The organism is Pseudomonas sp. S5F11 (assembly GCF_019641515.1).
GTDB lineage: Bacteria > Pseudomonadota > Gammaproteobacteria > Pseudomonadales > Pseudomonadaceae > Aquipseudomonas > Aquipseudomonas rhodesiae.
On record NZ_JAIFJZ010000001.1, the window covers coordinates 2,298,624 to 2,321,294 of the forward strand.

General features: G+C 58.0%; 23 protein-coding genes. 17 read left to right on the forward strand and 6 right to left on the reverse strand.

The annotated features are described in order from the left end of the window. The first annotated feature begins 66 nt into the window (after positions 1-66). From K1567_RS10440 to K1567_RS10450, 3 genes are all read left to right on the forward strand, one after another. Entirely contained in the window at positions 67-390 is a 324-nt protein-coding gene (locus tag K1567_RS10440; RefSeq protein WP_220698469.1) for a hypothetical protein, read from the forward strand. 57 nt (positions 391-447) lie between these two features. Further along, positions 448-891, forward strand: a complete 444-nt coding sequence (locus K1567_RS10445) for a hypothetical protein (RefSeq protein ID WP_034097461.1) — start codon at positions 448-450, stop codon at positions 889-891. A 635-nt stretch (positions 892-1,526) separates the two neighbouring features. After that, complete coding sequence (locus K1567_RS10450) at positions 1,527-3,584, forward strand: DNA cytosine methyltransferase (protein WP_220698470.1); 2,058 nt, start codon at positions 1,527-1,529, stop codon at positions 3,582-3,584. Positions 3,585-3,592: 8 nt separating this feature from the next. On the opposite strand, the gene K1567_RS10455 is transcribed toward K1567_RS10450, so the two are convergent. Continuing rightward, positions 3,593-4,375, reverse strand: coding sequence for a hypothetical protein (locus K1567_RS10455; protein WP_220698471.1), 783 nt, complete (start codon positions 4,373-4,375; stop codon positions 3,593-3,595). Between the two features lie 167 nt (positions 4,376-4,542). Here K1567_RS10455 and K1567_RS10460 point away from each other — a divergent pair, with 167 nt between their 5' ends. The 8 genes from K1567_RS10460 to fdxA all read left to right on the forward strand — a co-directional run bounded on the left by K1567_RS10460 (position 4,543) and on the right by fdxA (position 10,581). Further along, the gene (locus K1567_RS10460; protein ID WP_220698472.1) at positions 4,543-5,193 is read left to right on the forward strand and encodes a hypothetical protein; all 651 of its coding nucleotides are present in this window, start codon (positions 4,543-4,545) and stop codon (positions 5,191-5,193) included. Between the two features lie 49 nt (positions 5,194-5,242). After that, positions 5,243-5,575 (forward strand): hypothetical protein, encoded by a 333-nt coding sequence (locus K1567_RS10465; RefSeq protein WP_220698473.1) that lies wholly within the window; start codon positions 5,243-5,245, stop codon positions 5,573-5,575. A gap of 49 nt (positions 5,576-5,624) precedes the next feature. Next, positions 5,625-6,032 (forward strand): hypothetical protein, encoded by a 408-nt coding sequence (locus K1567_RS10470; RefSeq protein ID WP_220698474.1) that lies wholly within the window; start codon positions 5,625-5,627, stop codon positions 6,030-6,032. Between the two features lie 36 nt (positions 6,033-6,068). Next, complete coding sequence (locus K1567_RS10475; protein WP_220698475.1) at positions 6,069-6,287, forward strand: hypothetical protein; 219 nt, start codon at positions 6,069-6,071, stop codon at positions 6,285-6,287. A 2-nt stretch (positions 6,288-6,289) separates the two neighbouring features. Further along, the gene (locus tag K1567_RS10480) at positions 6,290-6,484 is read left to right on the forward strand and encodes a DUF4224 domain-containing protein (RefSeq protein ID WP_005785292.1); all 195 of its coding nucleotides are present in this window, start codon (positions 6,290-6,292) and stop codon (positions 6,482-6,484) included. Positions 6,485-6,494: 10 nt separating this feature from the next. After that, on the forward strand, positions 6,495-7,484 hold the full coding sequence (locus K1567_RS10485) for a tyrosine-type recombinase/integrase (protein WP_198712458.1): 990 nt from the start codon (positions 6,495-6,497) through the stop codon (positions 7,482-7,484). 51 nt (positions 7,485-7,535) lie between these two features. Further along, complete coding sequence (gene mutS, locus K1567_RS10490; protein WP_220698476.1) at positions 7,536-10,115, forward strand: DNA mismatch repair protein MutS; 2,580 nt, start codon at positions 7,536-7,538, stop codon at positions 10,113-10,115. 142 nt (positions 10,116-10,257) lie between these two features. Continuing rightward, the gene (gene fdxA, locus K1567_RS10495; RefSeq protein ID WP_034096145.1) at positions 10,258-10,581 is read left to right on the forward strand and encodes a ferredoxin FdxA; all 324 of its coding nucleotides are present in this window, start codon (positions 10,258-10,260) and stop codon (positions 10,579-10,581) included. Positions 10,582-11,018: 437 nt separating this feature from the next. Here fdxA and apbC read toward each other — a convergent pair whose 3' ends face one another. Further along, positions 11,019-12,113 (reverse strand): iron-sulfur cluster carrier protein ApbC, encoded by a 1,095-nt coding sequence (gene apbC, locus K1567_RS10500; protein ID WP_034096144.1) that lies wholly within the window; start codon positions 12,111-12,113, stop codon positions 11,019-11,021. Positions 12,114-12,284: 171 nt separating this feature from the next. Here apbC and metG point away from each other — a divergent pair, with 171 nt between their 5' ends. The 4 genes from metG to K1567_RS10520 all read left to right on the forward strand — a co-directional run bounded on the left by metG (position 12,285) and on the right by K1567_RS10520 (position 16,509). Next, positions 12,285-14,336: a methionine--tRNA ligase gene (metG, locus tag K1567_RS10505; protein WP_034096143.1), complete on the forward strand. Its 2,052-nt coding sequence runs from the start codon at positions 12,285-12,287 to the stop codon at positions 14,334-14,336. Positions 14,337-14,453: 117 nt separating this feature from the next. Next, the gene (rsxB, locus tag K1567_RS10510) at positions 14,454-15,416 is read left to right on the forward strand and encodes an electron transport complex subunit RsxB (RefSeq protein WP_220698477.1); all 963 of its coding nucleotides are present in this window, start codon (positions 14,454-14,456) and stop codon (positions 15,414-15,416) included. 164 nt (positions 15,417-15,580) lie between these two features. Continuing rightward, complete coding sequence (gene nth, locus K1567_RS10515) at positions 15,581-16,219, forward strand: endonuclease III (RefSeq protein WP_034096141.1); 639 nt, start codon at positions 15,581-15,583, stop codon at positions 16,217-16,219. 107 nt (positions 16,220-16,326) lie between these two features. Next, a complete protein-coding gene (locus tag K1567_RS10520) occupies positions 16,327-16,509 on the forward strand; it encodes a PA3496 family putative envelope integrity protein (protein WP_034096140.1) in 183 nt (60 codons plus the stop codon). A gap of 84 nt (positions 16,510-16,593) precedes the next feature. Here K1567_RS10520 and K1567_RS10525 read toward each other — a convergent pair whose 3' ends face one another. The 3 genes from K1567_RS10525 to K1567_RS10535 form a co-directional block, all read right to left on the reverse strand. After that, positions 16,594-17,226, reverse strand: coding sequence for a response regulator transcription factor (locus tag K1567_RS10525; RefSeq protein ID WP_034096139.1), 633 nt, complete (start codon positions 17,224-17,226; stop codon positions 16,594-16,596). Between the two features lie 617 nt (positions 17,227-17,843). Beyond that, on the reverse strand, positions 17,844-19,061 hold the full coding sequence (locus K1567_RS10530; protein WP_034096138.1) for an argininosuccinate synthase: 1,218 nt from the start codon (positions 19,059-19,061) through the stop codon (positions 17,844-17,846). A 129-nt stretch (positions 19,062-19,190) separates the two neighbouring features. Further along, complete coding sequence (locus K1567_RS10535; RefSeq protein ID WP_034096137.1) at positions 19,191-20,099, reverse strand: OmpA family protein; 909 nt, start codon at positions 20,097-20,099, stop codon at positions 19,191-19,193. 156 nt (positions 20,100-20,255) lie between these two features. Here K1567_RS10535 and pyrC point away from each other — a divergent pair, with 156 nt between their 5' ends. Continuing rightward, positions 20,256-21,302: a dihydroorotase gene (gene pyrC, locus K1567_RS10540; RefSeq protein WP_034096136.1), complete on the forward strand. Its 1,047-nt coding sequence runs from the start codon at positions 20,256-20,258 to the stop codon at positions 21,300-21,302. Further along, positions 21,299-21,970, forward strand: coding sequence for a ribonuclease T (gene rnt, locus K1567_RS10545; RefSeq protein ID WP_010564138.1), 672 nt, complete (start codon positions 21,299-21,301; stop codon positions 21,968-21,970). The genes pyrC and rnt overlap by 4 nt, the downstream gene beginning before the upstream one ends. 64 nt (positions 21,971-22,034) lie before the next feature. Here rnt and K1567_RS10550 read toward each other — a convergent pair whose 3' ends face one another. Then, entirely contained in the window at positions 22,035-22,637 is a 603-nt protein-coding gene (locus tag K1567_RS10550; protein ID WP_034096135.1) for a peroxiredoxin, read from the reverse strand. Positions 22,638-22,671 lie beyond the last annotated feature (34 nt).

Here is a 22,671-nt window from a genome sequence, read left to right on the forward strand (position 1 = left end):
GCACCCAGCAACGCAAACGTCAAACCTGGCTCGCACTGCCGGCCAGCGGAATAGAGGAGGTAGGCCATGGCGAAAACACCGCAGGAACGCTCGGCCAAAACCGCCAGGAAGCGCGTGGCGAATGCCGAAGAGGAATTGAGGCTCAGCGTTCGCCCCGGCACCCGACAGGCGCTGGCCGACCTGATGGAGTGGTCAGGCATTACTGAGCAGGGAGAGGCAATGACGCTGATGATTCATCGTCTTCATGACCTTGGCTCGAAGTCCAAAGCGCTACTCGAACCGCCGCGCCACGAATTCAAGATATCCGAAAACGTGGCGCGGGAATTTCGCAATAAAAGCCTGCTCGCCATCCAGAAAGACCCCGGCGACGAGATCATCGAACCCGAATAACCCACCCTACTCGCTGCATCCGGTAACCGGAGGGCGGCGCCTGACTGGAGACAATCCATGAGCAACATTCCCCCGCGCCCGAAGGCCGACAAAGTAATGATCCTTGCGGCTTGCACCCTTGTTGCTGAGAAGATCAACGGCGATGCCGAAACCATCGCCAAGCACTACCGTCGCCACATGGACGGTTTTGAGCTGGCAAAGGAACTCGATAAGTACGCGTCCTGGGACACCACGCGTGATGATATGGATGCGCTGGACGAGGTCGACTATCTCGTAGATCGGGCCGAGGGCCTGGCGGTTAAAGCGTGGGCTGAAGAGTTCAAGCCCGAACCGCCGCTGCCTATTGGCACCAGGGTAAAACAAGGCGTGATCACGCGGATCTACGAGCACACCCCAGCCACGTACTGCGTCAAAGAAGACGGCTGCACCAACGATACCCGCAGCCTGCTGATCAAGTTCGAAGACGCCGTAGCCGTCCGGCTCCATGCCGGTCACCCGTAATACCCCATATCAATCTCGGACGCAGATATTTTTAGATTCTAGCTTGAGCGAACTATGAAAACTGCCGCTATCGCAATCACAGCGACGACTCCAAACACCATCCGTGCGAGCCAAGGAGCTGTTAGCCAGACGCCGGTAACCCCGGCAATCTGCCCAATGTTTTTTTCGCTGAAATAGCGGCCAGATGGCGGCTCGCGAAAAGGATTTCCGCAGTGGGGGCAGGAGTAGGCTTTATCAGAGATTTTTGCAGAGCATTCAGGGCAGTCAATTAGGCTCATGATTTTTTGTCCGTTTTAATTAATGGCTGCAAACCAATATGAAGACTTCATTTTCTGATTTTGGTTCTGCGGGAAATCATATGAGCCCACTCATTAACGAATCACGCCAGCCGGCTCAGTAGCAGGCAGGCCGGCGAGGTCACGCCACTTCGCCAGGTCAGCGATCAACTTAAGTCCTGGGCGCACCTCAGCTTCGAGCGCTTCATCAGGAAGGCTCAGCAGGCGGACAACCTCAGCGCCGATCAGGCGTATCGCTTACACATCGGTTTTCGTGCTCATCGCAGTCACCGTCAGGTTTTTGCTGAGTGCAAATCATCAACCCAATTTACGAATCACGCCAGCAGGCGAGGATCCCCTATGTCCGCACAACAGAAGAAACACCCCTTCGATTTCAAAACCCAATACGGACTCGGCTTCAACCCTCAGGACGATGAGATCGTTGTCGACTTCTTCTGTGGCGGCGGCGGGGCCGGTACCGGGCTTGAAATGGGCTTGGGCCGCACGGTGAACGTGGCGAAGAATCACAGCCCGCAAGCGATCAGCATGCACACCGTCAATCACCCAGGTGCCAAGCACTTCACCACCGACGTGTTCGAGGGTGATCCGGACACCGAGTGCGGCGGCCGCCCGGTCGGCTGGTTCCACATGTCACCGGACTGCACGCACCACAGCCAGGCGGCCGGCGGCCAGCCGCGCAAGCGCGAAATCCGGAACCTTTCATGGATCGGGCTCAAGTGGGCAGGTATGAAGCGGCCCCGGGTGATCAGCTTGGAAAACGTGAAGCAGATCCTTCAGTGGGGCCGCCTGATCGCCAAGCGCGACAAGGCCACCGGCCGCGTGGTCAAGCTGGACGGCAACATTGCTGCACCTGGTGAGGTTGTCCCGGTGGGCCAGCAGTTCCTAATCCCTGACCCGAAACAGCGCGGCCGCACTTGGCGCCGTTTCGTGGCCCTGCTGGAAGGCATGGGCTATGTCGTTGAGTGGAAGGTGATCAAGGCATGCGACTTCGGTGCGCCGACCAGCCGTGAACGCCTGTTCATGATTGCGAGGTGCGACGGCCAGCCAATCGTGTGGCCGGAGCCAACCCACGCCAAGAACCCCACCAAGGGTCAGCAGAAGTGGAAGACAGCCGCCGACTGCATCGACTTCACCGACCTGGGCAAAAGCATCTTTGGCCGCAAGAAAGACCTGGCCCCGGCCACACTGCGCCGCGTTGCCAAGGGCATGAAGAAGTTCGTCATCGACAGCGCGTCGCCGTTCATTGTGCCGATAGCCAACTGGTCAGGTGAGGCGGTGCAGTCTGCCGATGAGCCACTGCGCACCGTCACCTCCTACCCGAAGGGCGGCGCCTTCTCGGTGGTCAGCCCGATCATTGCCCCAGCTACCCACCAGGGCAGCGACCGAATCAATGATCCACTTGAACCGCTGCCGACAGTGACCTGCGCAAACCGCGGGGAGCTGACGCTGATCAGTCCCACGCTGATTCAGTCAGGGTACGGCGAGCGGCCGGGCCAGGAGCCGCGAGTGCCTGGTCTGGATCAACCACTGGGTACGGTGGTCGCCGGCGGCGTGAAGCACGCTCTCGCAGCCGCGCACCTGGTGAAGTTTCGATTCAACGACGCGGGCAAGGCGCTGGATGAGCCACTGCCGACCATCACCAGCGGCGGCAACTATCAGCGCCCGGCCGGCGCCGCTCACGCCATGGGCATATCCACGGTGTTCATGGCGCAAATGAATGGCGGCTTCAACACCACTGACGCCAAGAGCATAGAAGACCCGATGACCACGGTGACCAACACCGGTAGCCAGCAACAGCTGGTGGCGGCAAACCTGGTGCACTTGCGCGGCAACTGCGATGCACGGGACGCCAATGACCCGCTGCACACCGTCAGCGCCGGTGGCCAGCACCACGGGTTGGTGAGCGCATTCATGGAGCGGGCATTCGGCGGCAGCATTGGCCAGGGCCTGGAGGAACCGGCGCCAACCATTACCGCCGGTGGCGGGGGCAAGAGTTCGCTGGTTTCGCTCACCCTTTCGCCCGAACACGAAGCCGGTGCCCTCCGCGTAGCCGCTTTCCTGATCAGCTACTACGGTACCGAGAACATCAGCGCTTGCGACTCGCCGGCGCCGACGATCACCACCAAGGACCGCCTGGCCATGGTCACCGTGATGGTCAAGGGCGCCCCCTACGTGATCGTCGACATCTGCCTGCGGATGCTGAAGCCGTCCGAACTGTACAAGGCCCAGGGCTTCCCAGCCGACTACATCATCAGCCACGGTGCCGACGGCAAGCCGTTTACCAAAACCCAGCAGGTGCACATGTGCGGTAACAGCGTCAGCCCGCCGCCGATGGCAGCGCTGGCACGCGCCAACGACCCGTGGCGATTGTCATCTTTTCAATCAGTGGCGGCTTAAGTGCAACCCTACCTAAGCCATAACCCTAAAGAAATGAAGTCCGAAAAACGAGCGGACTTTATATCTTTAAGAACTTCGGATTCTTTAGGGATAATTGATATTTTATAATTGTATCGATCTTCAAAAACCCCAGCTGCAACAAACCTATCTCCATAAGCAGCAACAAGAGCATACTCTTCACCATCAAGCATTACGGTTGAATAATTGGTTTTCCAATGTGCAACGCCGAACCCTATACCCCGAATCATGAACACTACGCAGAGTGTAAAAATTAACACCGATGCCCACATGTAGAGATAGTCTCGAAATATCATAGATCTAGCGGGCACTTCCGATTTACTCCGTTCGAGCACTCCCTCTGAGTCTGCAAATTCGCTGAGCGCGTGCTCCAGCCCTCTAGATCTAGCTTTATATAGTATTTTTATAAGGGTCCATGCTAGATAAGCAAAAGAGCCCGAAAGGAGAACTTTCATCACTGTCGACTGAAATCCCGTAATGTAGAAGCCGAACATAGTGAACACCGGGTACAACAAAGGAAGTGCAGCAGCGCGTATTTTTTTAGAGTCAGACTGCAGTAAAAACAAAAAAGCGTAAAGAAAAACAAACAATGGAAGCAAGACTACAATCACACAAACCAACGCAACTACCATAACTTTCAAATCAACCTCAATAAAATAGTAATCATACCCAAACGCATCCGCATACCCCATCTCAAAAATAAATGATACGACAAACGCTAGTACCGGCAGGGAAGCCAATAAAAAACTGTCCCTATTCAAGAATTCCTTCACGCGATTATCTCCATTGATAGTAAGAGCCGTTCGAGTATGTCTGAATCGTTGCTGTGCAGCGAGTTATTGAAGCGATGCCAAGAGCAATAAGCGTCGTAATCATCTAAGGAGTACATCCGTACCCCTCTCCCTTCAAAGTCAGCCGCTATAGCGGCAAGGACGAAGTCATGCCTGAAATAAAGGAACGCCCCATCCTGTTCTCGGCGCCGATGGTGCGCGCCATCCTGGAAGGTCGGAAGACGGTCACGCGGCGGGCGGTGAAACCGCAGCCAGAAGTACGCATGGTCGACATGATCGGCCCAATGCTGACTTTCAAAAATAAGCGGGGCGGCCATTGGCTTTATCCGAATGCCAAAGCACAAATCATCGCTGACTGCCCCTATGGCAAGCCAGGCGACCGGCTGTGGGTGCGCGAGACCTGGTACTGCGATCACTTCGAAGTAATGCGCGGACCCTACCTCAAGCCGGATGATCTGGACATCCGTGAAGCGCTCGAGGACGGGACGCTGGTCTACGCCGCCGACGGGCTGACCCCGTACGAGCAGGAGCAGCCAACCTGGAAACCCAGCATCCACATGCCGCGCTGGGCCTGCCGCATCCTGCTGGAGATCACCGACGTGCGCGTCGAGCGGTTGCAGGACATCAGCGCCGACCAATGCCGGCGCGAGGGATATCCAGCAGATCGGCAAGCGGAAACTGGCGGTAGCGATATGGACGCGTGGCTTTGGTTTCGGGATTTGTGGCAGCAGATAAACGGCCCTGAAAGCTTCGGCGATCAGCGGGTCTGGGTGGTCGAGTTCAAGCGGGTGACGCCATGATCGCCACCCTCTGGTTCGCCTACGTCTTCATCTACCGAGGTCCAAAGCCATGAACGATTGTGAGCTTTTGGATCTGGCGGCGAAGGCGGCAGGCATTGATCTCGAAGAAAACCGCCACTGCCCTTCCGGCGGGATGTGGATTGTCGATAAAAAGTCAGGACTGGATGTCGTCTGGTCCCCGCTGACCAATGACGGCGATGCGCAGCGCCTGGCAACAAGCCTTCAGCTCAGCATCCTCTGGCTCACCAACCTGCAATACGTGATGGTGGAGCGCCGCGGTTTCGGCGAGAACATCGGCTGGACCGATGACGCGGGCCGAGGTGGCGCGCTCCGCAGAGCAATCACCGCCGTCGCAGCACAAATCGGCAGCACGCTTCCATAACCCCAATCCCCCTACATGCCTGCCGGTGAGCGGCGGGCGGAGCTATGCCATGAGCAGACAAGTAACCGAGATGGATTTCCGAAAGCCTGAATTTCGCCACGAGAAGGTAGAGGACTACGAATTCCGGGATGACGGGGCAATTGTCCGCAAGGATCGATGGGTCAGCGGAATGCGGCAGATCAGTTCAATCATGGGCAATCGCGGCGGGTTTGAAATTGAAGACGTGGTCAGTCAGGTCCTCACCCTCAAGGGCAACTGGCAAGACGCCGACCCAGAGGAAGACCCAGCCGTAGACCTGATTGATGTGCGCCTATCCTGCGGCAGCATTTTGGCCGGTTGCGAGCGAACTGGTGAGTTTGCTTACTACTGGCCGTTCGGAACCATCGAGCTTACCGCCAAGGATTTCGGCGCCGATGCCGTCGAGTGGAAGCTGAGCTACACAAAGCCAACCCAATAACCCACCTTCTGCCGCCCAGCGCGGCAAGGACACCCCATGTTCGCTATGAAACTCACCCTGACTGTACTGGGCGCCCTGTTGTACCTGGTAGGAACCCTCGGCTGGTTCTTATGGGCCGGGCTTGACCTGCTGGACACCGGCACCACCGAGGCACTGCTCTACGCCTTCGCCGGCACATGCGCCTGGCTGCTGATCAGCTTCGGCCTGGCCATCCACATCATCAAGACAGCGCGGCCCACGGTGGGCGGGAGGTAGAAATGTTTTTGACAGCAGAGGAAGTTGCCGACCTGACCGGCTACAAGAAGCCAGGGGCACAGATAAAGTGGCTGACCGCAGAACGATACGGGTTCGCGGTAGGTGGTGATGGTCACCCGAAGGTGCTGCGCCAAGTTGTCATCGGGCGACTGGGTGGTATTCAATCAAGGAAGGGGCCGGAGTTGCGGCTGTGCTGAGGTGAGATAGATGCGACCGCGCAAGAAGGACCGGCACCTGCCAGCGTGCATGTACCAGAAGCACGGCGCCTACTACTTAGTCCGCAAGGGCAAGTGGTTGCGCCTTGGCACGGATTTTCAGGCGTCTCTCGCTGAGTACGCCATGCTTCTGGACAAGCGCAGCATGGGCGGAATGCCCAAACTGATCGACGACGCGCTGGAACACATGCGCACCAGGACAAAGCCGCCGCTGAAGCCGAACACGCTCAAGCAGTACGAGGCGGCTTGCGAGCGGCTGAAGGAGACCTTCGCCGACTTCGAGCCGCGCGAGGTGCTTCAACGCCACGTCGTGGCGCTCAAGTTGCACATGGCGGACACGCCGAACATGTCGAACCGGGTGATCTCGGTACTGCGGGCGGTGTTCACCTACGCACTGGAGCAGCAGATCGTCGACTCGAATCCGTGCATCGGCGTACGGCGGCACCTAGAACACAAGCGCGACAGGTACATCACCCATGGCGAGTTCCAGGCGATCTGCGCCAACTCAAGCGACAACATGCGCGTCATCTACGAGATGTGCTACCTGACCGGCCAGCGCATCGGTGATGTGCTGTCCATCCGATTGGCCGACATCAGCGCCGAAGGCATTGCATTCAAGCAGGAGAAGACGAACGCAAGGTTGCTGGTGCAAATGACTCCAGACCTGGAAGACCTGATCGCGCGCGCAAAGGCGCTGCCTAGGAAGATCCGTGGGCTCACGCTGTTCTGTTCCCCGCGCGGCGGCAAGCCAGTGCACTACAGCTCGGTGAAAGATGCCTTCGCAATCAGTTGCAGGAAGGCCGGCGTTGAAGATGCAAGCCTCCATGACCTGCGCGCCAAGTCGCTTTCCGACACGGACGACCAGGGCAACGACGCACAGAAGCTCGGTGGCCATACCGATGCAAAGATGACGCAACGTTATCTGCGCCTGCGTAAAATCAACGTGGGCCTCCCGCCGACAATGCCGAAAAAATCCCTGTAGTATTAGACAGATGTACTTTGTCAAATAGACAGGAAGAGCTGAACGCCCCGTATGACAGACCTTTCAAGCCACACCCCAATGATGCAGCAGTACTGGCGCTTGAAAAACCAGCACCCTGATCAGTTGATGTTCTACCGCATGGGCGACTTCTACGAGATCTTCTACGAAGACGCGAAGAAGGCTGCCAAGTTGCTGGACATCACGCTGACCGCGCGCGGGCAGTCGGCGGGGCAGTCAATTCCGATGTGTGGGATTCCTTACCACTCCCTCGAAGGCTATCTGGCCAAGCTGGTAAAGCTGGGCGAGTCGGTGGTGATCTGCGAGCAGATCGGCGATCCGGCCACCAGCAAAGGCCCGGTGGAACGTCAGGTGGTGCGCATCATTACGCCGGGTACGGTGAGTGATGAAGCGCTGCTGGATGAGCGTCGCGATAACTTGATCGCGGCGGTGCTGGGGGATGAGCGCTTGTTCGGCCTGGCCGTGCTGGATATCACCAGCGGCAATTTCACAGTCCTGGAGATCAAGGGCTGGGAGAACCTCCTGGCGGAGCTGGAGCGCATTAATCCCGTGGAGTTGCTGATCCCGGACGATTGGCCCAAGGATTTGCCGGCGGAAAAACGGCGTGGGACCAAACGTCGCGCGCCGTGGGATTTCGAGCGTGACTCGGCGCTCAAGAGCCTGTGCCAGCAATTCTCCGTGCAAGACCTTAAAGGCTTCGGTTGCGAAACCCTGACCCTGGCCATCGGCGCCGCCGGTTGCCTGCTCAGCTATGCCAAGGAAACCCAGCGCACCGCCCTGCCGCACTTGCGCAGCCTGCGCCACGAACGCTTGGACGATACCGTGGTGCTCGATGGCGCCAGCCGTCGCAACCTGGAGCTGGACACCAATCTGGCCGGCGGGCGCGACAATACTTTGCAATCGGTGGTCGACCGTTGCCAGACCGCCATGGGCAGCCGCCTGCTGACCCGTTGGCTGAACCGTCCGCTGCGGGATCTGAAGGTGCTGCAAGCACGCCAATCCTCCATCACCTGCCTGCTGGATGGTTACCGCTTTGAAAAGCTGCAGCCGCAGCTCAAGGAAATCGGCGATATCGAGCGCATTCTGGCGCGGATCGGCCTGCGAAATGCGCGCCCGCGCGACCTGGCGCGCCTGCGCGATGCGCTCGGCGCCCTGCCGCAATTGCAAGCAGCCATGACGGAACTGGACGCGCCGCACCTGCAACAACTGGCCGTGACCACCAGCACCTACCCGGAACTGGCGGCGCTGCTGGAAAAAGCCATCATCGATAACCCGCCGGCCATCATCCGTGACGGTGGCGTACTGAAGACCGGTTACGACAGCGAACTGGATGAGTTGCAAGCCCTGAGCGAAAACGCCGGGCAATTCCTTATCGACCTGGAAGCCCGCGAAAAAGCCCGCACTGGCCTGGCCAATCTGAAGGTCGGCTACAACCGCGTGCATGGCTACTTTATCGAGCTGCCCAGCAAACAGGCCGAGCAGGCACCGATCGACTATCAGCGCCGCCAGACACTTAAAGGTGCCGAACGCTTTATCACCCCGGAGCTTAAGGAGTTCGAAGACAAGGCACTGTCAGCCAAAAGCCGAGCCTTGGCGCGGGAAAAGATGCTGTATGAGGCGCTGCTCGAAGACTTGATCGGCCAACTGGCGCCGCTGCAAGACACGGCTGCAGCGTTGTCGGAACTGGACGTGTTGAGCAACCTGGCCGAACGCGCCCTCAACCTCGACCTCAACTGTCCGCGGTTCGTCAGCGAGCCATGCATGCGCATCGTGCAGGGGCGTCACCCGGTGGTGGAGCAGGTGCTGACCACGCCGTTCGTCGCCAACGATCTGTCGCTGGATGACGATACCCGCATGCTGGTGATCACCGGTCCGAATATGGGCGGTAAATCCACCTACATGCGCCAGACGGCGTTGATCGTGTTGTTGGCGCATATCGGCAGTTTTGTGCCGGCGGCCAGTTGCGAGCTGTCCCTGGTAGACCGGATTTTCACCCGGATCGGCTCCAGCGACGACCTGGCCGGTGGGCGTTCGACCTTTATGGTGGAAATGAGCGAGACCGCCAATATCCTGCATAACGCTACCGAACGCAGCCTGGTGCTGATGGACGAAGTGGGTCGCGGCACCAGCACCTTCGACGGGCTGTCCCTGGCTTGGGCCGCCGCCGAGCGCCTGGCACACCTACGCGCCTACACGCTGTTCGCCACCCACTATTTCGAGCTGACCGTACTACCGGAAAGCGAGCCGCTGGTGGCCAACGTGCACTTGAACGCGACCGAGCACAACGAGCGTATCGTGTTTCTGCACCATGTATTGCCGGGGCCGGCCAGTCAAAGCTACGGCCTGGCTGTTGCGCAACTGGCCGGTGTGCCGGACGACGTGATCAGCCGCGCCCGCGAACACCTCAGTCGCCTGGAAACCACTGCGTTACCCCACGAAACTGCGGTAGTCAGTCCCGCCAAGACTCAGCGACAAAGTGCCGCGCCACATCAGAGCGATCTCTTCGCCAGCCTGCCCCACCCCGTGCTGGATGAACTGGCCAAGCTGGAGCTGGACGATCTGACGCCGCGTAAAGCACTCGAAATGTTATATGCACTGAAGACTCGGATATAACGCACAGGCCTGCAAACTGGTAGACTCTCGCGCGGTTTGGGATGCTGCTGGCTTTTAGCCTGGCCTGCAGACTATCGCTCCCGAACCTCGCGAGCCCTGCCATTAAGGGTTTCGCTGCCGCCGCCTGAGGAGAAAATTAGAAATGACCTTCGTCGTCACCGACAACTGCATCAAGTGCAAGTACACCGACTGCGTAGAAGTCTGTCCGGTGGACTGCTTTTACGAAGGCCCGAACTTCCTGGTCATCCACCCGGACGAGTGCATTGATTGCGCCCTGTGTGAACCAGAATGCCCGGCCCAAGCGATTTTTTCTGAAGATGAGGTGCCTGCCGGCATGGAAAACTTCATCGCGTTGAATGCTGAGTTGGCCGATATCTGGCCCAACATCACCGAGAAGAAAGACGCTCTGCCTGACGCCGAAGAGTGGGATGGCAAGACCGGCAAAATCGCCGACCTCGAACGCTGATAGCCTCACCGTTCCTCAAAAGGCCCCTTGCGGGCCTTTTTGCATTTCCTGGACCTGCTTTTACTTTTCTACAGGCGAAAAAAGGGGCGGTATGACCCGCCCACATTTTTTCCTTAGTCCCTTTATTCCTTTTCATCATCCTGATGAATCGCATCCCGCGATATTCCTTTAACCATCGTTCCTTGATGGCCGTGTCAATCCGTGGACACAGGACTGATGTTAGAGAGTTCCAAGGGAAGTTCAACGGGATGCTACATCCACTCCAGCACGCCGACGTAACAGAACACCCCTAAATAATTGTTATGTTTCAATAAGATAGAAAAGTCTTTCGCATTTTTTAGCCACCCAGGGCGAGGAAAAAAACCATTCGCTTACGAAAAAGTAAGCGAATGCTTACATGAGACATTGCGCAAAAGCGTAATCGCCCCCTCCTCGCCTCAATCCTCGCTGACAGTGATCGTCGGCATGGATGGCATGGCCGCTTCCTGCAGCACGATCCGCGCGCCCACATGGCGGGCCAGTTCCTGATAAATCATGGCGATTTGGCTATCAGGCTCAGCCATTACCGTAGGCTTGCCGCCATCAGCCTGTTCGCGGATCAGCATCGACAACGGCAGCGAGGCCAATAGCTCGACGCCATACTGGGTGGCCAGCTTCTCGCCGCCCCCTTCACCAAACAAATGCTCGGCATGACCGCAATTGGAGCAGATATGCACCGCCATGTTTTCCACGACGCCCAGCACCGGAATGTTGACCTTACGGAACATCTCCACGCCTTTTTTCGCGTCCAGCAGCGCCAGATCCTGAGGCGTGGTAACGATCACTGAACCCGCCACCGGCACCTTCTGCGCCAGGGTCAGCTGGATATCACCGGTGCCGGGCGGCATATCGATGACCAGGTAGTCCAGGTCGCCCCAGGCTGTCTGGGTGACCAGTTGCAACAACGCGCCGGAAACCATCGGCCCTCGCCAGACCATTGGCGTGTTGTCATCGGTCAAGAACGCCATGGACATTACTTCCACGCCCAGGGACTCGATAGGCACGAACCACTTCTGATCCTTGACCTTCGGCCGCGTGCCTTCGGCGATGCCGAACATCACGCCTTGGCTCGGCCCGTAGATATCGGCGTCGAGAATGCCCACACGTGCGCCTTCGCGGGCCAGGGCCAGGGCCAGGTTGGCCGCCGTAGTAGACTTGCCCACCCCGCCCTTGCCGGACGCCACTGCCACCACATTCTTGACGTTGGCCAAGCCCGGGATCTGCGCCTGCGCCTTGTGCGCGGCGATGACACATTGAATATCGACCTTGGCCGAACGTACGCCGTCCAAACCTTCTATGGCCATCTGCAGCATCTGTGCCCAGCCGTTCTTGAACAGGCCGGCGGCGTAGCCCAGCTCCAACTGGACCGAGACTTGATCGCCCTGGACCTCGATGGCTCGCACACAGCCGGCGCTCACCGGGTCCTGGTTCAAATAGGGGTCGGTGTACTGGCGAAGAACGGCTTCCACCGCTGCGCGATTCACGGCGCTCATGGGCTACTCCCGAAAAAGACTGACTGAAACAGGCGGCTATCCTAACCGTTCCGGCCACGTAACGGCATGCTTTCGACAGTTTGCAGGATGCTGAAACAACGCCACGGGGTGAAATAAATTTGCCGGCGCTTTATAGTGGCCGACCTCCGTTTCATCAAGTAGCCGAGCCCCATGTCCGAGCCACGCAAGATCCTCGTCACCAGCGCCCTGCCCTATGCCAATGGTTCCATCCATCTTGGCCATATGCTTGAGTACATCCAGACCGATATGTGGGTGCGCTTCCAGAAGCATCGCGGCAATCAATGCATTTATGTCTGCGCGGACGACGCCCACGGTTCGGCCATCATGCTGCGCGCCGAAAAGGAAGGCATCACGCCGGAACAACTGATCGCCAATGTGCAGGCTGAACACAGCGCCGACTTTGCCGATTTCCTGGTGGACTTCGACAACTTCCATTCGACCCACGCCGAAGAAAACCGCGAGCTATCGAGCCAGATCTACCTGCGATTGAAAGAAGCCGGCCACATTGCAACTCGCTCGATCACCCAGTATTTCGACCCGGAAAAGAAAATGTTCCTGGCCGACCGCTTCATCAAGGGCACCTGCCCCAAGTGTGGCACTGAAGACCAGTACGGCGACAACTGCGAAAAATGCGGTGCCACCTACGCCCCCACCGACCTGAAGGATCCCAAGTCGGCGATTTCCGGCGCCACCCCGGTGCTCAAGGACTCCCAGCACTTCTTCTTCAAGCTCCCGGATTTCCAGCAGATGCTGCAAACCTGGACCCGCAGCGGCACTTTGCAGGACGCCGTGGCCAACAAGATCGCCGAATGGCTGGATGCCGGGCTGCAGCAGTGGGACATCTCCCGCGATGCGCCGTACTTCGGCTTCGAGATTCCAGGCGAGCCAGGCAAGTACTTCTATGTGTGGCTGGACGCGCCGATCGGCTACATGGCCAGCTTCAAGAACCTCTGCGACCGCACGCCGGAGCTGGACTTCGACGCGTTCTGGAGCAAGGAGTCCACGGCCGAGCTGTATCACTTCATCGGCAAGGACATCGTCAACTTCCACGCCCTGTTCTGGCCAGCAATGCTTGAAGGCTCGGGCTACCGCAAGCCGACCGGCATCAATGTGCACGGCTACCTGACCGTCAATGGTCAGAAGATGTCCAAGTCCCGTGGCACCTTCATCAAGGCGCGCACCTACCTGGACCACCTGTCGCCGGAATACCTGCGCTACTACTACGCCTCCAAACTTGGCCGTGGTGTCGACGACCTGGACTTGAACCTGGAAGACTTCGTACAGAAGGTCAACTCTGACCTGGTGGGCAAAGTCGTCAACATCGCCAGCCGTTGCGCCGGTTTTATCCACAAGGGCAATGCCGGCGTGATGGTGGCCGAGAATGCCGCACCGGAACTGACCGACGCCTTCCTGGCCGCCGCGCCGAGCATCGCCGATGCTTATGAAGCCCGCGACTTCGCCCGCGCCATGCGTGAGATCATGGGCCTGGCCGACCGCGCCAACGCCTGGATCGCAGATAAAGCCCCATGGTCGCTGAACAAACAGGAAGGCAAAGAAGCTGAGGTGCAGGCGATCTGCGCCACGGGCGTCAACCTGTTCCGCCAGTTGGTGATCTTCCTCAAGCCGGTGCTGCCACTGCTGGCCGCCGATGCCGAGGCGTTCTTGAATGTCGCCCCCCTGACCTGGAACGACCACGCCACCTTGCTCGCCAACCACCCGTTGAACGCGTTCAAGCCGCTGATGACGCGCATCGACCCTGTGAAGGTACAAGCCATGACCGACGCTTCGAAAGAAGACCTGGCCGCCAGCCAGACCGACACCGGCGACGCCGCACCGGCCGGCAATGGCGAACTGGCTAAGGATCCGCTGTCCCCGGAAATCGATTTCGACGCCTTCGCCGCCATCGATCTGCGCGTTGCCCTCATCGTCAAGGCCGAGGCGGTAGAAGGTGCCGACAAACTGTTGCGCCTGACCCTGGATATCGGCGATGAGCGGCGCAATGTGTTCTCCGGGATCAAGAGCGCCTATCCGGACCCGTCCAAACTCGATGGTCGCCTGACCATGATGATCGCCAACCTCAAGCCGCGGAAAATGAAGTTCGGTATTTCCGAAGGCATGGTGATGGCGGCGGGGCCTGGCGGTGAAGAAATCTACCTGCTCAGCCCTGACAGTGGCGCCAAGCCGGGTCAGCGCATCAAGTAAATCTGCACAACAAGCCCTGTCTTTTCGGCGACGGGGCTTTGCAGCTAGCCTCCCTTCTTGCCTGCCGGATAATCAGGCTCTGTTTGTTTAATCAACCGGCATGACAACGATCTCAGCATGAACCTCATTCAACGTATCGACGCGCTGCTGCCGCAGACCCAATGCGGTAAATGCGGGCACCCAGGCTGCAAACCTTACGCCGAAGGAATTGCTAAGGGTGAAGCGATCAACAAGTGCCCGCCCGGTGGTCAGGAGACCATTGCTGGGCTCGCGCAATTGCTGAACGTGCCGATGCTGGAACTGGACACCAGCCGAGGAGACGGGCCCGCCCAAATCGCCTTCATCCGCGAGGCCGAGTGCATCGGCTGCACCAAATGTATCCAGGCCTGCCCGGTGGATGCCATTGTCGGCGCCGCCAAGCTGATGCACACGGTGATCATCGACGAGTGCACCGGCTGTGACCTTTGCGTGGCACCCTGTCCGGTTGATTGCATCGAGATGCGTGCGCCGCTCAGCGTCGTTGCGCTTGTGGGTGGTTTGGCGAGCGATGATAAAGAACGCCTTGAGCGCGAGGTCAAACGCAGTCGCGCCCGTCGCCGCTTCGAACAACGTAACGCGCGCCTGCAGCGCGAAGAAGCACACAAACTCGCCGAACGCCTGGCCCGCCCCAAGCGCTCGGCACCTGTAGAAGTAACGACGATAGACGCAGCACAAGCAGCACGCGATGCGGCAGTGAAGAAGGCCAAGGTCAATGTAACCATGAGCCGTGCCCAACTGCACAAATCCTTGAAAGCCTTTGGGCATCCGCCGACGTTTGAGCAACAATCGCAACTGATTGTCCTCCAGCAGCAGTTCGAGGCGGCGGAGCAGGCCCTGGCAGCGCTGGAGTTCAGTGGCGCTCCGGTAGCCAAACAATCCAACCGCAATTCTGCTGACCTTAAACGCGCGAAGATTCAGCTGGCGATGCGCCGCGCCGAGTTGAAGAAGGCCCAGGACCAACAGGCCGACGCGCAGCAACTGGCGGATGCACAGCATAGGCTCGATGAAGCTCAACGCCAGGTGGATAACCATGGTGACTGAGCTGTAACAGGCACGGAACCCGGCCTTGCTGGCCTTTTCGGCGCGGCCATGACACATATTGATGCCCGTCAGGCTTATTCTGCTTGGATTATCGCTCGCAGGGCCTCACACAGGGCTCTCCACTTCGACATCCCGCTGACCGTCTGCAAGGAACATTTCGCCTCATGAATGCTGCAAAACGCCTGGAAATTTTTCGCAGGCTCCACGAAGACAATCCAGAACCCAAGACCGAGCTGGCTTACTCGTCACCGTTCGAGCTGCTGATTGCGGTGATCCTGTCCGCTCAATCCACGGACGTGGGTGTCAATAAGGCCACAGCCAAGTTATTTCCCGTGGCCAATACACCCGAAGCAATCTATGCCCTGGGCGTTGAGGGGCTGTCGGAGTACATCAAGACCATCGGCCTTTACAACAGCAAGGCCAAGAATGTGATCGAGACCTGTCGTTTGCTGATCGAGCGACACGGCAGCGAAGTGCCGCAAACCCGTGAAGCCCTGGAAGCCCTGCCAGGCGTGGGTCGCAAGACCGCCAACGTGGTGCTCAACACCGCCTTTCGACAACTGACCATGGCCGTGGATACGCATATTTTCCGAGTCAGCAACCGCACCGGAATTGCTCGCGGGAAAAACGTGGTGGAGGTAGAAAAGCAACTGATGAAGTTCGTGCCCAAGCCCTACCTGCTTGATTCCCACCACTGGCTTATCCTGCACGGACGCTACGTCTGCCAAGCCCGAAAGCCCCGTTGCGGGAGCTGTCGGATCGAAGATTTGTGTGAATACAAAGACAAGACATCCGACGATTGAGGAATCATTGATTTTCTTCATCTCACGATTGAAAAAATCTTTTTTACCCGCCCGCGGATTATCGTTATAAGGAGCGCCAACGGCAGTCTTAGCCTGGAGTTAACCTTATGAGCACTGGCAAAGAACAATTGGAAATCGAAGACGACCTTGTGGAGTCGGATGACGATGGAACTGATGCACCTGTTGCAGAAGTGGCCAAGACCAATCTGAGCAAACGCCGCACCATCGACAATCTTCTGGAAGAGCGACGCCTGCAAAAGCAATTGGCCGATTACGATTTCGACCTCTGACCAAGCGGTCGATCACCGGAAGCCTCCCTGACGGAGGCTTTTTTCTGCCGGTCACCCTGGCTACGTAGGGTGTTATACCCTCCTCTACACTAGGCCGTTGCGCTGAGCCAGTTCGATCAGGTCAACCAGAGAGCGGGCATTGAGCTTGAGCAGCAAGCGCGTCTTGTAGGTACTGACCGTCTTGTTGCTGAGGAACATACCGTCAGCGATCTCCTTGTTCGTCTTACCACGGGCCAGTTGCTGCAACACCATCATCTCACGCCCCGACAGACGCTCGACCATATCAGCCTCGCTGGCATTACCCATAGTGGAACGCACCGAGTTCAAAGCCTGGTTCGGGAAATAGCTGTAGCCCGACAAAACGGCTTTGATCGCGCTGAGCAGCTCGGTCAGATCCTGTTGTTTGCACACATAGCCAGCAGCTCCGGCTTGCATGCAACGCATTGAAAAATGCCCGGGAGCTTGAGACGTCAGCACCAACACCTTGAACGGCGCAGGTTGTTTGGTTGAGGACAGCCTGCAAATAACTTCCAGTCCGTCAAGTTTGGGAATTCCAATATCCAGTATGACAATATCCGGCATATGTTCCCGTGCAAGTTGCAACGCATCGACACCGTTATCAGTCTCGGCAACGACTTCATAACCATGACGCTCCATTAGCATACGCACAGCAAGACGAATGACAGGATGATCATCCACGATCAGCACTTTATTCATAAGAAAGTCCAATTTCGCTGTTCGAATTATTCAGAGCAAGCACAATAGCCTAGTCGTTTCCTAGTTGGCATAGCGCTCCCCCCCAAGCAACAGCAAGCAGAGACCCAACCCACAACCATAAAGGAATCGCCCTACAAAAAAACACCAAGTCGGATGTTTCCAGTTTTATGCAGCCTTTCAGACCTTTCCGGGCCCATACATAGTTTGAATGAAATTTCCGGAAAATTAGGTACAGGCGGTAACCCCCCCTCACAGCACTTTCAGGAAATACCCCTTGCCACGACGAAGTAGAGACTGACGTAGCGGGAAAAAAATCGTTTGCTTCAGTTCCAATAAACATATTTTTTTACATCCTGAATTCCTACAGACCTTTCCTTAATTACACTCACATAGCATTTATATGAGTGATTTTTCTGTAAGACCAGTTCCCGCTTAATTATAAAATTCTTAGTACTCCTACAAATTACCCACCGCAATCTGTGCAAATAAATTGATCAGTACAATTTTTGGCGCAATTGCTCATAGATTTAAACGCGGATAAACATGTGGTGTTGCTAAAGTAGCCAGGAAAAAAAAAGCCCCTTGAGTAAGGGGCTTTTTTCAAGCGTATCCGCGACTCAGAACAACGAACGGCCTTTATTGGCAGCAATGCGCATACGCAGTGCATTCAACTTGATAAAGCCTGCGGCGTCTGCCTGGTTGTAGGCACCACCATCTTCTTCGAAGGTGGCGATGTTGGCATCGAACAGCGACTCATCCGACTTGCGACCGGTGACGATCACGTTGCCTTTGTACAGCTTCAAGCGCACCACACCGTTCACGTGAGCCTGGGAAGCATCGATCATCTGTTGCAGCATCAGACGCTCCGGGCTCCACCAGTAGCCGGTGTAGATCAGGCTGGCGTACTTGGGCATCAGCTCGTCTTTGAGGTGGGCCACTTCACGGTCCAGGGTGATGGACTCGATAGCGCGGTGCGCGCGCAGCATGATGGTGCCGCCCGGGGTTTCGTAGCAGCCGCGGGACTTCATGCCCACGTAGCGGTTCTCGACGATATCGAGACGGCCGATACCGTGCTCGCCGCCGATACGGTTCAAGGTGGCCAGTACGGTGGCCGGGGTCATCTCGACGCCGTCCAGCGCCACGATATCGCCGTTACGGTAGGTCAGTTCCAGATACTGCGGGGTATCCGGCGCCTTTTCAGGGGAGACGGTCCAACGCCACATGTCTTCCTCGTGCTCGGTCCAGGTGTCTTCCAACACGCCGCCTTCATAGGAGATGTGCAGCAAGTTGGCATCCATGGAATACGGGGATTTCTTCTTGCCGTGACGCTCAATCGGGATTGCGTGCTTTTCGGCGTAATCCATCAGCTTTTCACGGGACAGCAGGTCCCATTCGCGCCAAGGTGCAATCACCTTGACACCAGGCTTGAGCGCATAGGCACCCAGCTCGAAACGGACCTGGTCGTTGCCCTTGCCGGTCGCGCCATGGGAAATGGCGTCGGCGCCGGTTTCGTTGGCGATTTCGATCAGGCGCTTGGCGATCAGAGGACGTGCGATGGAGGTACCCAGGAGGTACTCGCCTTCATAGACGGTGTTGGCGCGAAACATCGGGAAAACGAAATCGCGGACGAACTCTTCGCGCAGGTCGTCAATGTAGATCTCTTTCACGCCCATGGCTTGCGCCTTGGCACGTGCAGGTTCGACCTCTTCACCCTGACCCAGGTCAGCGGTGAAGGTCACCACTTCACAGTTATAAGTATCCTGCAGCCACTTGAGGATCACCGAAGTGTCCAGGCCGCCGGAATACGCGAGAACGACCTTGTTTACGTCGGCCATGCCATCACTCCACGGGGTTGTACGGAAAGGCGTCGATTCTACCGATCAAAACCGTGAAATTACAGGGGCGCGACAGCAAATGAAGATAAAGCGACAGATTATGTCGAACGGGCGACCAATGGTCGCACCTTAGGAGGTGTGCGCCGGATTGCTGGGTGTCGCGGCCTGGGGCGCCGGTTTCTCGGGGGCCGCCACTCTTTCCAACTGGATATTCACGCGACGGTTACGGGCGCGATTGGCGGCATTGGTGTTGGGCGCCAGAGGGTAGCTTTCACCGTAGAACCGCAGGGTGATCTGGGATTCCGGGATGCCATTGGCCTTGAAGTAATCCATGACCGCCAAGGCGCGCCGACGCGAGATATCGCGATTACTCAGGCGATTGCCGCTGTTGTCCGAGTGGCCGTTCAACTCGATATGGTTGACGGTAGGATCGGCCTTCATGAATGCGAGAATCACCGACAGCTTTTGCTTAGCCGCTGCATCCAGTTCGATACCGCCGCCGGGGAAGCCCACCACGGTCTGCTTGACCTGATCGTAGTTCATTGGCAGCAATTTAGTCGTACACAACTGATAGTCGCTGTAGGCCTTATTGAATTTCACTGGCAGTAAACGGATCTCCGAATACCCACCCTCACGCCCGTAATGCCGCACAGTAGGCGAACGCCCTTCGAGCAAGCCGATGAACAGACGCCCGGCCTGGGCCTGTGAACTATTGAACAGGACGTCGCCGCTCCCGGCGCGCACCGCTCCCAGATTTATGTCACCGCGACCCGGCTGCCACGGAGCGGCAGCCGCCAACAAGGTGGCCGATCCAGCGCCCAGCGATCCGTTGTAGGCTTTCAGGCGGAATGTCGCCTGCTCGCCGGCTCGACGCACGAACTCACCTGAGCCGAAATCAGTAATCGGCTGGGTCAGACGGCACTCGAACTGGTCGCCTTCCACCTTCCACTCAATATTCTCCAGTCGTGTCTGGAACGTGAGTGCCATTGTAGGCAGACTGGCGAACACACTGAGCAGGGCTAGATAATGCTGGCGCACGGGAGGCTCCACTGGTTTCTACAACACTTCAAAGCGTCATACATCGTTAAGGCATACCCAGTGCTATCGGTCGTATCCCGCAAAACTTGATAGCGAGTGCCTGCACGAGTCTTTTCCGGTAGCATTCCCACCAGATTGACCCGCCTGGAATCCCCAATGTCCGACCGCCTGACCCTGCTGCGTCCCGACGACTGGCACATTCATCTTCGCGATGGTGCTGCGTTGCCCCACACCGTGGCCGATGTTGCGCGCACGTTTGGCCGCGCCATCATCATGCCTAACCTGGTACCTCCGGTGCGTAATGCCGCCGAAGCCGACGCCTATCGCCAGCGTATCCTCGCGGTACGGCCGGCCGGCAGCCGCTTCGAACCGCTGATGGTGCTTTACCTGACCGACCGCACCCAGCCGGAAGAAATTCGCCAGGCCAAGGCCAGCGGTTTCGTACACGCCGCCAAGCTGTATCCCGCCGGCGCCACTACCAACTCCGACTCCGGCGTGACCAGTATCGACAAGATCCTGCCGGCCATCGAAGCCATGGCGGAAGTCGGCATGCCGCTGCTGATCCACGGTGAGGTGACCCGTGGCGACGTCGATGTGTTCGATCGCGAGAAGATCTTCATCGACGAGCACATGCGCCGCGTGGTGGAGTTGTTTCCGACGCTCAAGGTGGTGTTCGAACACATCACTACGGCCGATGCCGTGCAGTTCGTCACCGAGGCCCCGGCCAACGTCGGCGCGACCATCACTGCGCATCATCTGCTGTACAACCGCAACCACATGCTGGTGGGTGGGATTCGTCCACACTTCTATTGCCTGCCGATCCTCAAGCGCAATACTCACCAAGTGGCGCTTTTGGATGCCGCCACCAGCGGCAATCCGAAGTTTTTCCTCGGCACTGACTCGGCCCCCCATGCTCAGCACGCCAAGGAAGCGGCGTGCGGCTGTGCCGGTTGCTACACCGCGTACGCCGCTATCGAGTTGTATGCCGAGGCATTTGAACAGCGTAACGCGCTGGACAAGCTCGAAGGCTTCGCCAGCCTCAATGGCCCGCGCTTCTACGGCCTGCCGGCCAACACCGATCGCATCACCCTGGTTCGCGAAGATTGGACCGCCCCTGCCAGCCTGCCGTTCGGCGAGCTGACTGTCATCCCGCTGCGCGCCGGTGAAACACTGCGCTGGCGCCTGCTGGAGGAAAGCAAGTGAGTGAAGACCATTACGATGACGAACACGAGCACAGTGGTGGCGGTTCCCGCCACCCGATGGCCGAGCGTTTTCGCGGCTATCTGCCGGTTGTCATCGACGTAGAAACTGGTGGGTTCAATTGCGCCACCGACGCGTTGCTGGAAATCGCCGCCACCACCATTGGCATGGATGAGCAGGGTTTTGTGTTCCCGGAGCATACCCACTTCTTCCGCGTCGAACCGTTCGAAGGCGCCAATATCGAAGCCGCCGCATTGGAATTCACCGGGATCAAGCTTGATCACCCGCTGCGCATGGCCGTGAGCGAAGAAGCGGCGCTGACCGATATCTTCCGTGGCGTGCGCAAGGCGTTGAAGGCCAACGGCTGCAAACGCGCGATCCTGGTTGGCCACAACAGCAGCTTCGACCTGGGCTTCCTGAACGCCGCCGTGGCGCGTCTGGACATGAAGCGCAACCCGTTTCACCCGTTCTCCAGCTTCGACACTGCCACCCTCGCCGGCCTGGCCTACGGCCAGACGGTGTTGGCCAAAGCCTGCCAGGCCGCCGGCATCGACTTTGACGGTCGTGAAGCCCACTCGGCGCGTTATGACACCGAAAAGACCGCCGAGCTGTTTTGCGGTATCGTCAATCGTTGGAAGCAGATGGGCGGCTGGGAAGACTTCAACGACTGAGATGGAATCCCACGCATAAAAAAACCGGCCTTCTCAGGCCGGTTTTTTTTACCGTAAACGTGGCTTACAGCTTGCCAGCGTTCTCGGTCAGGTAAGCGGCAACGCCTTCTGGCGAGGCGTTCATGCCTTTGTCGCCTTTTTTCCAGTTGGCAGGGCACACTTCGCCGTGCTCTTCGTGGAATTGCAGCGCGTCGACCAGGCGGATCAGCTCTTCCATGTTACGACCCAGTGGCAGGTCGTTGATGATTTGCGAGCGAACAACGCCCTTGTCATCGATCAGGAAAGCGCCACGGAAAGCCACGCCGCCTTCGGATTCAACGTCGTAAGCCTTGGCGATCTCGTGCTTCATGTCGGCAGCCATGGTGTATTTGACTTTGCCGATGCCACCATCGTTGATGGCGGTGTTGCGCCAGGCGTTGTGGGTGAAATGGGAGTCGATGGACACCGCAACCACTTCAACATTACGCGCCTTGAAATCGTCCATGCGGTGGTCCAGAGCGATCAGCTCCGAAGGGCAGACGAAGGTGAAGTCCAGCGGGTAGAAGAACACCAGGCCGTATTTGCCTTTGATGGCTTCAGACAGTTTGAAGCTGTCGACGATTTCGCCATTGCCGAGAACGGCAGGTACGTCGAAATCCGGGGCTTGTTTACCGACGAGTACGCTCATGGGGTATCTCCTGATGTGGGATGAAGATTGAAGT